General features: G+C 39.2%; 11 protein-coding genes. All 11 read right to left on the reverse strand.

All coding sequences use genetic code 11. The annotated features are described in order from the left end of the window. Positions 1-114: 114 nt before the first annotated feature. Positions 115-576: a pyridoxamine 5'-phosphate oxidase family protein gene (locus AC1DIV_RS25280; protein ID WP_340876040.1), complete on the reverse strand. Its 462-nt coding sequence runs from the start codon at positions 574-576 to the stop codon at positions 115-117. Between the two features lie 35 nt (positions 577-611). Beyond that, a complete protein-coding gene (locus AC1DIV_RS25285; RefSeq protein WP_127776796.1) occupies positions 612-1187 on the reverse strand; it encodes a non-oxidative hydroxyarylic acid decarboxylases subunit B in 576 nt (191 codons plus the stop codon). 47 nt (positions 1188-1234) lie between these two features. Further along, positions 1235-2722, reverse strand: a complete 1488-nt coding sequence (locus AC1DIV_RS25290; RefSeq protein WP_477577665.1) for a UbiD family decarboxylase domain-containing protein — start codon at positions 2720-2722, stop codon at positions 1235-1237. 129 nt (positions 2723-2851) lie between these two features. Then, the gene (locus tag AC1DIV_RS25295) at positions 2852-3679 is read right to left on the reverse strand and encodes a MerR family transcriptional regulator (protein ID WP_477577667.1); all 828 of its coding nucleotides are present in this window, start codon (positions 3677-3679) and stop codon (positions 2852-2854) included. Positions 3680-4204: 525 nt separating this feature from the next. Next, complete coding sequence (locus AC1DIV_RS25300) at positions 4205-4981, reverse strand: DeoR/GlpR family DNA-binding transcription regulator (protein ID WP_477577669.1); 777 nt, start codon at positions 4979-4981, stop codon at positions 4205-4207. Between the two features lie 284 nt (positions 4982-5265). After that, positions 5266-5982 (reverse strand): twin-arginine translocase subunit TatC, encoded by a 717-nt coding sequence (gene tatC / locus AC1DIV_RS25305; protein ID WP_289351511.1) that lies wholly within the window; start codon positions 5980-5982, stop codon positions 5266-5268. A gap of 86 nt (positions 5983-6068) precedes the next feature. Then, a complete protein-coding gene (locus AC1DIV_RS25310) occupies positions 6069-6257 on the reverse strand; it encodes a twin-arginine translocase TatA/TatE family subunit (protein ID WP_063236065.1) in 189 nt (62 codons plus the stop codon). Positions 6258-6374: 117 nt separating this feature from the next. Beyond that, positions 6375-7778 carry an amidohydrolase gene (locus AC1DIV_RS25315; protein ID WP_477577671.1) on the reverse strand — a complete coding sequence of 468 codons (1404 nt, stop codon included), beginning with the start codon at positions 7776-7778 and terminating at the stop codon, positions 6375-6377. Positions 7779-8321: 543 nt separating this feature from the next. After that, positions 8322-9497, reverse strand: a complete 1176-nt coding sequence (locus tag AC1DIV_RS25320) for an amidohydrolase (RefSeq protein WP_477577673.1) — start codon at positions 9495-9497, stop codon at positions 8322-8324. Positions 9498-9499: 2 nt separating this feature from the next. Continuing rightward, a complete protein-coding gene (locus tag AC1DIV_RS25325) occupies positions 9500-10726 on the reverse strand; it encodes an allantoate amidohydrolase (RefSeq protein ID WP_477577675.1) in 1227 nt (408 codons plus the stop codon). 17 nt (positions 10727-10743) lie between these two features. Next, complete coding sequence (locus tag AC1DIV_RS25330) at positions 10744-11931, reverse strand: hypothetical protein (protein WP_063576622.1); 1188 nt, start codon at positions 11929-11931, stop codon at positions 10744-10746. Between the last annotated feature and the right edge of the window lie 376 nt (positions 11932-12307).

Below are 12307 nucleotides of genomic sequence, written 5' to 3' on the forward strand. Positions count from 1 at the left end.
ATAGGCAAGATATAAATACATGTAACGATTTTATTTTACATGAAGTTCTAATTATTTCAATCATAATTTGATTATTTCGAATCCTTTATTGTCTTAAAGTCGGTAACTGGGATTTTATTGAAGGAGGTCCTCTATGGTAGCGCTCCATCGTTCAACAACTTCTTTAGGGTTTTTCAAGTCGATTTTAATTCCAGAGGTTATTTCAGCATATTTAGCCATATCCTCCCGTGCCTCTATTATTTTGGCGTGGAATCTTTCTCTTTTGTATTGCGCATCTGGCAGTTCTTTTAATCTCTCTAATGAAAGGCGAATATATTGTGCTTTACCTTTCCAAAACAAAACCAGTGTGGCTTTATGGGTACGAATGACATTGGCTGTAGTCGAAGTATCCGGCCATAGGCCAATCCTTAATTCCTTCCTGCTTATCGCTACGATCTCACCCACGCTAACCATAGCAGTATGCGGCCATCCTTCTTCACTTACCGTCAACAGCATCATGGCTTCATGCTGCTTGTCGACAAGATCTTTACCATTTAACAAGTCGAATACCTCTACTGGCATTTCCACCCCATTCATTTTTTCACCTTTTTCCTTAATTCACTAGCAATCTGTTATATTTTGGTGCGATATTTCATTCCGTCCCACCGTTTCGCACCGTGAGTATCGATTTCAAATTGATCTAACGCCCGATAAGCAAGATGGTCAATGATATCGTTAACATTCTCAGGATGATTATAGAAGGCTGGCATCGGAGGGAATATAATGGTCCCCATTTTGGAAAGCGCCGTCATATTCTCCAAATGAATCGTATTCAGAGGGGTTTCTCTAGTCATTAGTAATAATTTTTTTCTTTCCTTCAACATGACATCAGCAGATCGCGTTAATAAATTATCCGCTAGTCCCATGCGAATGGAAGCTAGCGTTTTCATACTGCAAGGTGCTACGATCATGCCATCAACCCGGTAAGATCCACTTGATATTCTTGCTGCTTGATCTTTGTAGGAATAGGAATGATCAGCTAATCCCTCCACGTCTTTAACAGAATAAGATGTTTCATGTTGAATGGTGGCATGTGCCCACGGGGACATGATTAAATGGGTCTCAACTTCACTGCTTTTAAGCATCTGAAGAATCCTAATTCCAAAAATGGCTCCAGTCGCTCCTGTTATCCCAACAATGATTTTCATTCATTCCCCTCCTTACATTAGTCATTGAATCGAAACTTTATAGAAACTTATGAATTGGAAAATCCAGGAACGAATCGACTTGGATCCACCTCTTTAAATTCAGACCTTTTAAATTCATTTTTTAAATGAAATGGTACTGTGCAGTCAAATATGGTTTTACAGGAAATCCCCTTTTCCTGAATGGTAGGGCTGTATGCAGGATCTTGTGTAGGATCTAACGGGTGACAGCGCACTCCAGGAATGAAAACCGTATCAACATCACCTTGGTAACGAGTATTTAACGCCCATAGAACATCATTGCTATCGAAGGGATCCACATCTTCATCCACGATGAATACATGCTTCAGTTCAGAAAAGGCGGAGAACGCCAATAGTGCAGCTTGTCTTTGGCGCCCTTCATCACTTGGCTGACTTTTCTTGAATTGAAGAACAGCCATGTATTTACCTCCTCCTGAAGTATGGGCATATACATTCAATAATTTTCCTGGCATGGATTTTTCCACCATTTGCAGAATGCTTGCTTCAGTTGGAATGCCAGCCATATTCACATGCTCCTCACTCGGACCAATAACTGTTTGCATGATTGGGTTGACTCGGTGCGTTACAGCTTTCACTTTGATTAGTGGCAGATCCGCAACAGCTGAACCTGTATAACCAGGGAATTCCGGCATTGCTTTTCCAGTATTGGTGTTTTGATCTTCCCGAACACGCACTCCGGGAACCAATTCCCCTTCTATTACATATTCAGCATTCGCGATAGCTTTTTCATCAATCGTCAAGCATTGGACCAATTCTACCGCTTCTTTCCTGATCGCCCCTGCAACACTCAACTCATTAAAGCCAAGGGGTGTCGTTGGCGCTTCAAAACAAGCAGCGACTTCAATAGCAGGGTCAACACCGATACTAATGGAAATGGGTAACGGTTTTCCTGCTTTTTCAGCCTTTTCACGAAAAACTTCCAAATGACGTCCAGGAACAAAATACATGGTCATCTCATCTTTACTTTGTAAACATAAACGATGTATCGTAATATCAGATTCACCCGTTTCTGTATCGGAGGCATAGCACATGCCTATCGTGATATACGGACCTGCATCTTCCTCTGTATTCGTAGGCGCAGGTATTAATTTTCTAATATCAAAACCGGGATCTTCTGCATAGTGAACCACTTCTTGAGCTTTCGCTTTATCATTCGAAATGGTGATTGGATCAATTGGGTTTTTTACAGCTTCATTTAAAAGGAACCCGAGCCGCTCGGGTTTTGTATCCAGCATGTGGCCGACTCTTTCCCGGCTGGCTAAAAGTCCGATTACCACACTTGAATCTTCATGACCCAAAACATGATTGAAAACCATGGCAGGTCCGATTTTTGTTGGACGCATCACTGTCCCGCCAGCACCGACATGACGATACACGCCAGATAATTCAGCATGAGGATTGACTGGTTCATCCGTTTCAATCAATTGTCCTGGAATCGACTTCAGTAGTTCCAGCGCAGAACGTAAATCTGTCACTTTATTCATTTTTTCAGACATAATAAATCCCCCTGTCAATTTAAGATCAGTATCCTATGTATAGTCACATTAAAATAACCTATATGTTATCGGTTACAATTGATATTCTAAAGTGTATTTCTACTATACAGTCAATGGATATTTGAAAATTCAAGTAATTTTCTCTATAGGGATTTGCAGCTGACAAAAATCAACACTACTATCATTCTCGTAAAAGGTCGTATCCAATAAGCAAGCATCTACGACGTCCCCAATAATTCTATAGTGATTTTCACTGATCCATTGAACCAATTCATTTAAAAACTCAATGTTATATGGCATTCCATATTTATATACACATGCATATTGCCCAGCAGGCAACGTCATCATGTTATCCATATCAGGATCGATAAAAGGTAATGCAGTATATATTCCCGCACCCTCGAAAATATCATCCGTTCCAAGCTTATCCTTTAAAATAACCGTGCCAAATCCCTCAGACGGAAGCATTTCATGTTTACTTAATACATTCCAAGCTTTCATAAGCGTTAAATGTAATTCTTCTCGGCACAATTCATTTTCAAATGGTATAAATAATACATGCCTTTCAGGAAATTCTTCGATAATAGGTTTATCCAATTCACTTTTAATATTTTTGGCTTCTGAATATTTCATTAACCTCTGTTGAATGAATGTACGTGTATTCATCAAGGCATTTATTTCTTTATCAATGAATTCTTGATGAAATTCCAAAAGTGACATGGCAGTCGTTAAATTGCGATTTCCTATATGGTCCTTAATATCATTCAGTTTGATGCCAACCGACTTCAAAAAGCAAATTTCCCTTAGAAACGGAATTTGAACGGCACTATAATATCGATAACCATGTTCATCTATATGTACGGGTTTAAATAAACCGATCTTATCGTAATAAATGAGTGTTTGCCTTGAGATACTGTGAATGGTAGCCATTTCACTGATTGATAAGTAATTGCCCATATGAGTTTTCCCTCCGCATAGCCTTTTTATAAAGTCCCTCTACTTCTTATTATTACTTCTACAGCCATGATTTAATTTATTAATCTTTTGATTTCCCTCCTTCCATTCGGCTCTACAGCCGATTGGAGAGGATCCTCCACTAACTTTACCATTTTTCCATGTAAAATGAATGGAATTTCAACGGCCCTTTCTATCGAAATGGAGCATATCAACATCTTCATTAGTAGGCAATATGTAAGCGACTGCAATGGATACAGAAGGAAAATACCAAAAGGTTTATTTTCTTACCAGCAATGTGGAGTGAACAGCTAATCACCTTTACAAATGATTAAAAAGAACTTCATCAATCTATCCACTGAAAAAAGAGCACCTCTTGGGCGCTCTTTTTTCATAAATTTTTTTACATGATTCACAAACATATCTTTTTTGCTTTTCGTTCAACACTATATTGTATATCCTCAATTTAAGCATTAACCGCTGTTATGAGTTTAATATAATTAGCAGTAAATCGAACCCATAAAACTATTACTCGTCTCTTTCATGACCTAGAACCACAATCACTTCTACCACATGTTTATTTAAGATTTCCTGCATGTTTTTTGGTACTTCTTTGTCTGTAATCACTATATCAACGGAGTTTAAGTCACATACCTTTTGAAAAAAAGTTTTATTAAACTTCGTTGAATCTGCAATCACAATGACCTGGTCAGAACGCTTAATCATTTCGTGAACGAGGAGACCTTCTTCCTCGATGGATGTAGACAGTCCTTCAGCAGATATTCCGCAAGTACCAATGATGCATTTATTCACCTTATAATCTTGTACATCCCTGATGGCTCTTGAACCATAAATGGCTTGGTGTCTAGTGCTTAATGTTCCGCCTAATAAATTAACTTTTATATCGTCCCTCTGGCTTAATACACTGGCAATGTTAATCGAATTAGTCACGACAGTGTTGTTCCGGCTCGTTAAATATTTAGCTACAAATTGAACTGTTGTAGAGGCATCCAAAATAAGATGATCCCCGTTGTTTATCAAAGAAGCTGCAAATTTTCCGATCTTGCCTTTAGCTTCCGATGCCATGTTCATGCGCTCACCATAATTATGGACTTCATTGGAAAGCAGAGCCTTTTTCGCCCCACCCCGTATTCGAATGATCTTCCTCATCTCTTCTAAATTGATTAAGTCTCTTCTGGCCGTATCTTTAGATACATTATTTATTTTACAAATTGTTTCAATATCAATCCGTTCGTGTTCGTTTAAATATTGAACAATGGCGTTTAGTCGTTCATCCTGTAGCATGATCTCACCTCGTAATTTAATTATAAGTTAATCCAAGTTTAATCACAAAGAAACATGAATTTTTTTAAGGATAATTAAGCTTTTGAGGTTAGATTATTAGTAAATGCCGAACACATTAATCAATATACTTAGTTATCAGAATTTCATATCGGGGATATTAACCAGAGATTAAACATGTCGGTCAGCCCACCAAAATATAGATTCCGACTATTGAATGGGGTTATTCCGGACATAAAAAAATCAACCTTAAAATCGAGATGCTACTATCTTGGTGCAAGACCCTTTTAGACAGATTCATATTTTTTACTTTCTTTTTCCCTTTGATGTCGATTATATACGAATTTAGATAAGCTGACACTGCTTTCATATAAGAGTAATAAAGGTATTGTAACTAGGATATCTGATAGAAAGTCTGGTGGAGTAATCAAAATTGAAATAACTATTAAAATAAAGTAAGAATATTTCCTGATTTTTTGCAAACGGTATGGATTTATAATTCCTAAACTTGTTAGAAACATGATAACAACGGGCATTTCAAACAGAAATCCAAAAGGCAATGTCATATGAAGCATAAACCGGAAATATTTCTCCGTTGTAAAGAAAGTAGTAAACATGCCGTTTGATAGAGACATTAAAAAATTTAGGACAATAGGAAATAAAATAAAGTAACCAAAACTGATTCCTAATATGAATAGAATAAATAGAGCTGGAATATAAGCGCTAGTAACCTTGCGTTCTTTTGCTGTTAACGCTGGACGTACAAACAGCCAAGTTTGGTGAGCAGCAACCGGTATAGTAGCCGCGATGGCAACGACGGTGGCAATCATTAAATAAACGAGTATGATATCACTCGGTCCTAACAGGGCTAGCTTAAACGGCAAGTCTTTAACTATTACATTATAAATATCTTGAACATATATAAATGTCAGTACGAGGAACAGCGTGAAAACGACTAACGTGATAATAATACGTTTACGTAACTCCTCAAGGTGCTGAATCATGCTCGTTTTTTTTTGATTTTCCAACTTCATCACTCCAGGAAAAAAAGATGTAAGACAGATCCTACATCCCCTCTTCATTTATTTGATTAGCTTTCTTTCTTATTGGTCACATCTGCATTAGTGTCATCTGCAACAAGGTCTCTGGTAGACTTTTTAAATTCTCTTAATGTTGAGCCAAACGCCCTTCCGATTTCCGGTAACTTTGAAGGGCCGAAAATAATAAGGGCAATCACTAAAATTAGCATCAATCCTGGTATTCCAATATTTTGTAGCATAACTTCCCCCATCAGTATTCATATTTTGTAATTCCTTTAAAACGTTAAACATTAATGTGCTCATCGAACCTATCCCAATTCTTTTTTACCAAGGTTCATTAACATTGTCATACCCTTTTAATTGGTATGAAGCTTAGGCTTCACGCTATCCAGAGAACCTGAAGAGAGAGTTCCCTTATGCAATACGGCAGCACGCTTAGGCAGTCGGGCTACGGCTTCGGCCGAGCAGCTTGCTGGAATGAGTACAGCGGTCGCGGCATCGCCTACCTTTGGCCATATTTGCTTACCAGCCTCGTCTAACGGTGTAATGCCACCGGTAGCAAGGGAAAGTGAGCGAGACAGGTTGTATTCGTTTGACCATCCGTATAGATCTGAGGCGAGATGTGCCTTCTGCAGCGTATCGCCAATCCCGAATGGTGACCAGTGATCCGTAATACTATCATTACCTAGCATGACGTTCACCTTATGCTTCTGAAGGAGCGGAATCGGCATTACGTCTTTGCCGATTGGAACGGTTGAGGCGATGGAAATACCCAGCGATGCAAGGCGCTTTGCCATTTCTACGTCGGCGCCATCCCCTAACGAAGCGAGCGAAAACGCATGACTGATCGTCACTTTTCCCTGCAGACCCGCTTCCTCAGTCAGATCAGCCAATCGACGTATTGCCTTCAAACCCGTTTCGCCACCTTCATGAAGGTGAATATCAATACCTGCTTTGTAGTCAACAGCGATCTGTACCATCGTTTGCAACGATTTTTCCATATCCCCGTCAACTAAGGTTGGATCAAGTCCGCCAACATGTGTAACTCCGAGCTGCATGGCTTCGCGTATCAATCCCTGAGAATTTGAACGTAGTAGGCCATGTTGTGGAAATCCAACGATTTCATGTGATATTTTATCTGAATAGTTCGCTAAGGCCAGATTTAGTTTTTCAAGATTTTTCAAGCCAACGACTGGATCGATGTTGCAATGGCTTCTGACATAAGTTGAGCCATAGCCAAGAATTAGTTCAATTAATTTCTCCGCACGCTCCTGAGCTGTTGGAAGGAGCTCCAGCAGCAGTGTCTGCTCCAAGGTAATCATGTCAAAAATGCCATTTTTCCTCGTCGCAGCCGCTCTCCAAGGACCGCCATAAAAGGTTTTATCCAAATGAATATGCATATCTCTAAAAGAAGGAAGTAGCAGCATGCCTTTCGCGTCGTAGCAATCGACACCTTTTCCATAAGGGGATTTGGTATCTAGTATTCTGGTAATGATGCCTTTTACAATATGGAGATTCCTCAATACGGTTTCGGTTGCGACGACCTGGCCATCTTTATACTTGTATCCACTTTCCAATCTAACATTCATCAATATGTAGGAACTGTTCTTTCCTGGTTTTTTGGTGTTATGGCCAGCCTTCCTCTCAGCCTCGGCACTTGCCGTCTCAGGCATAAATAATCCCACCGTGTCCGTGACACCGAGAATGGCGGAAGCGCTTCCAATTTTACAGACGTTACCTATAAACTTTCTGCGGGACAAACCTTCTTTTTCCTGATTCACCTGTGAAATCCTCCTTTAGTACGTTCGTATTTTAAGATGATCATGATTATAAACTTCATTGGAGAACAAGAGGCATCCAGCCCGGTATTTGATTGGATTTACTCTTTTCTTCCAATCTTCATATCTCTTCTAGTGGTGTTTTTGGATTTATTTTTACAATTTCAATCCATTCATATCTGTTGAAATAGTCACTGGTCCAGTTACATGATGTCACCCTATAGATCCAATTATAAGTCTACTTAATTTTAATAGCAATAAAATCTGCATTATTTTAAGTTTTTTTAAGTTTTTCGTGGTAATTAATTGATTTCTCATTTTAATTTCGACACAAGATACCTTTGTTGTTTCATTCCTTGTTAATGGAAAACAAAAAGGAATGGTAAAATCCATTCCCTTTTTGACTGTATGCAACGCCCTTGTAGTAAAATGTAACCCTTAACGCCAGAAGGCCGCCAATTGGCGGCCTTCTGACATTGAAAGACTGTTTTGAAATTGTCCAAGTTCCTTCTTCTTTTCAGTCCGTTATTCATTCAAATACGCCCATGCATATTGGGCATAAAGTTCTGAACCGGTAGCAAGCGCATCCTCGTCGATGTTGAATTTCCCGTGATGATGCGCCCATTCCGTATCCTTTTCAGGGTTTCCTGATCCCACTAAAGCGAAGCTTCCGGGTACTTCATCTAAATAGAAGCTAAAGTCTTCTCCCCCCATTGTTGGCTTTTCATTATATATTGCGTCATCGCCAAACGCTTGTGAGGCCACCTTTTGCACTAATTTGGCACTATATTCATCATTAATGACAGCTTGCGTGCCACGGTAGTAATCAATCTTTGCGGTCGCACCGTAAATGTTCGCAACATTTTCAGCATAAATCTGGAGCTGCTTTTCAATATGGTCACGTGTTTTAGAATCAAAACAACGGACAGTCCCTTCAATGACGGCATTTTCTGCAATGACATTAAAACGTGTGCCAACGACCATTTTTCCAACTGTCAAAACCGCGGGATTTTGGGGGTCGACCGTTCTTGATACGACGGACTGTACGTTCATGACGAATGAAGAGGCGACAATAGTAGCATCGATACAATCTTGCGGCATTGCACCATGTCCCCCTCTTCCTTTAAAGGTTACGGTAAAGATATCTGCTGAAGCGAATGAAGGTCCTTGAGTGCAAGCAACCGTGTTTGTTGGCATTTGCGACCAAATATGTATGCCAAAAACATTATCAACACCTTCAACGGCCCCCTGTTTAACCATTTCCCTTGCACCTGTTGCTACTTCTTCGGCTGGTTGGAATATTAAGCGCACATTCCCAGGTAATTCTTCTTTTATTTCGTTTAGTGCCTTCGCTGCAATTAATAGCATGGATGTGTGTGCATCATGACCACATGCATGCATTTTCCCTTCTTCCTTTGAAGCATACGGCAAGTCTTTATTTAGTTCTTCTACAGAAAGGGCGTCCATATCTGCTCTTAATGCGACGGTCTTTCCAGCCTTACCGCCTTTAATTTCTCCAATGACACCTGTTGGTTCTGCTTTTCGATAAGTAATTCCTAATTTTTCAAGGTAGTCACAAACAAAGGCAGTTGTATTTTCTTCTTCCCATGATAACTCAGGTTCGCTATGAAGTTTTCTACGTATTTCTGTTAATTCATCACTATAATTTTGAATCGCTTCTTTTATCGTTTGATTAATCATTCTTATTCTACCTCCGTTAAACATTTAGCCACTTCGTAAAATATTTGCACTCCATTTGCCAAATGACGTGCATCAGACCATTCCTCTGGACAATGACTTAGTCCTGCTTTACTTGGAACAAAAAGCATGCCAACATCAGTCACATCGGAAAAAACCATCGCATCATGACCTGCACCACTATCAATGGAACAGTATGGAATTTCCAAATCTGAACTTTTATCTTTTAATAAATCCTTAATCTCATTACTCAATATCTTTGGCGGCATATACAACAGCTGTTCCGCCGTTGAATGGATCCCCTGTACCTGATAGGATTCGATTAATTCTTTCATCCGCCTGATGACATTGTTAATATGTTCTTCCTTGCTTGATCGAATATCTACCGAAAATACCACCTTATTCGGTATGACGTTTGCTCCATTTGGTAAAACATCTAGTCGCCCTGTCGTTATAACCGTTCCTTCTCCTTCCCCAATTGCAAAGCTCGGTAATTGAGAAATAATTTGAGCGGCAGCAACCAATGCGTCCGTACGGCGATCCATTGGGGTTGTGCCTGCATGTCCTGCCTTTCCTTCAATGGTTACTTCAAATTGGGTTAAACCAACAATAGCTTCTACAACACCAATGGGGATATTCTTCTCTTCAAGGATTGGACCTTGTTCTATATGCAATTCGAGAAATGCTTTAATGCTATTGGGATTTCTTCTTTTCGGAAGAGAGAAATCCAGTCCAATTTTTGACATTGCTTCAATTGTGGTGATACCATCTTTATCCTTTAAATTTTTAAAACTTTCCTCACTAAGCGTTCCCACTATTCCTCTCGACCCCATTAGCCCTCCGCCAAAACGAGCTCCTTCTTCTTCAATCAGGGCAACGATTTCCAATGGATATTTAGGTGTTAATTGATTTTCTGCAAATAGGGCAGCCACTTCAAGTGCGACAATTACACCGGCTGGTCCGTCATACGCACCGCCATTTGGTACGGAATCAAAATGTGAACCTAACAGAACGCTTGGTGCATCTTTTAAAGTACCCTCAAGCTTTCCAAAAATATTTCCAAATCCATCTTCCTTTACTGTCAGGCCGTATTCCATCATTTTATTTTTTATATAATTACGTGTAAGCAAGTCTTCCTTGCTATACGTAAGCCGGGTAGTCCCTTCTCCGGGTGTTGATGTAAATTCGTTCAAATCATTTATTTGCTTTTCTATACGTTCGCTAAGCCTCACTTAGAATCCCTCCTATTTTACAAGAATTGTACGAATATTCCTGCCAAAATAACCGATACGATTGTTACCGATATAAATCCGCCAACAAGCATTGGCGGCAGCATATGGCTTAGCAATGCTTCTTTTTCATTTTCATCTTTTGTTAATGAATTGACGACTTCATTGGTGATAATGTAATCAGCTGGAAATCCGTATAATGCTGTTAAAGATACAGCAAAGGCCATTTCTTTGCTGACTTTTAACAATTTCCCTGCTATGAATGAGAATATATACATACCTATCACAGCTAAGATAATGCAAACAACAAGTGGGTAAAGAATCTCCATCATCATACTTGGTGTTGCATTTTTCAATCCATCAAAGACGAAAAGCATAAGGGCCATGATCGCAAATCCAAATCCATTTGCTTTTTGCAGTGTCTGTCTTTCCAAGAAACCGATACTTTTTCCGATAACCCCGAATAGTAAGCAAAGAACAAATGCATTTATGGATATAATCGGCTCTAATCCACTTGAAACAAGGTAAGCGAGTAAAGCAACAACTGCAAGTCTTAAAAATTTGAAATACTCCGTATTATATTTTTCAGGAAGTTTCTTAAACAGCCTAAGTTCCGTCATGCCTTCTGCAGCGGCTGCAGTTTCATCCTTTTTTACTGTTAACTTTCCATTGCGGTATTGCCCCAAAAGCTTCTTCCCTTCTTTCTTCAAGACAATTGACGTTAAAGGATATCCAGCGAAGCCTTGCATGACATAAATAACAATGGCAAAAACGGATAAGCTCGTAAGTCCTGCATCTGCCGCTCCTTCTGACATGATTATTGAAGAAACCATACCTCCCACTAATGGTGGAACCGCTACAAGGACAGTTTGCAGATCAAAAATAAAGATGCCAATTCCGAATAATAGTGCAACAATGCCAAGAATACCAGATAAGGAGATGACAATCGTCTTCCATTGATTCACCAATTCCCTTATTGAAAGCAATGTTCCCATATTCGTGATCAATAAGTACATCATCATGGTTGCCACTACTGGTGGAACACCTGCTATTGAAACGATGTCTTGCGGGAAGAATGTCCAATAACCACAAAGAAATAGAATCGCGGAAATGAAAACGGAAGGTACCCAGGCTTTTGTTCGAACCGCCACTATGTCCCCTACAAATAAAATCAGAATAACAATAACCAAAGCCAACATCTGTGACATATGAGTTCCCTCACCTTCCAATTTAATAGTTTGAATATTCTTATAAAATAATAACACTGAATCATCTGAATTTAAAGATAATTTCATATTTTCAGGTATTTATACACAGATAATAGGAAATGTAAGTGTTTTAATTTCAATTTCACACACCAAACATTCTCAAATAATTAAGGGATTGAATATATCAAAATAATTTTAATCTTAAAATAGACACTTTATCTCCTTTAAATATCAAAATCGAGTAGAGGGAAAATAAATGTATTATTTTCGCCCCTCTCACAACACCGTACGTACGGTTCGCGTATACGGCGTTTCAATTTATATTACAGTGTGTACTTTTAGATAATGCTCTAAAGCAGAGGGGACTCCCCTCTGC

The organism is Peribacillus sp. 05N428 (genome assembly GCF_056397085.1).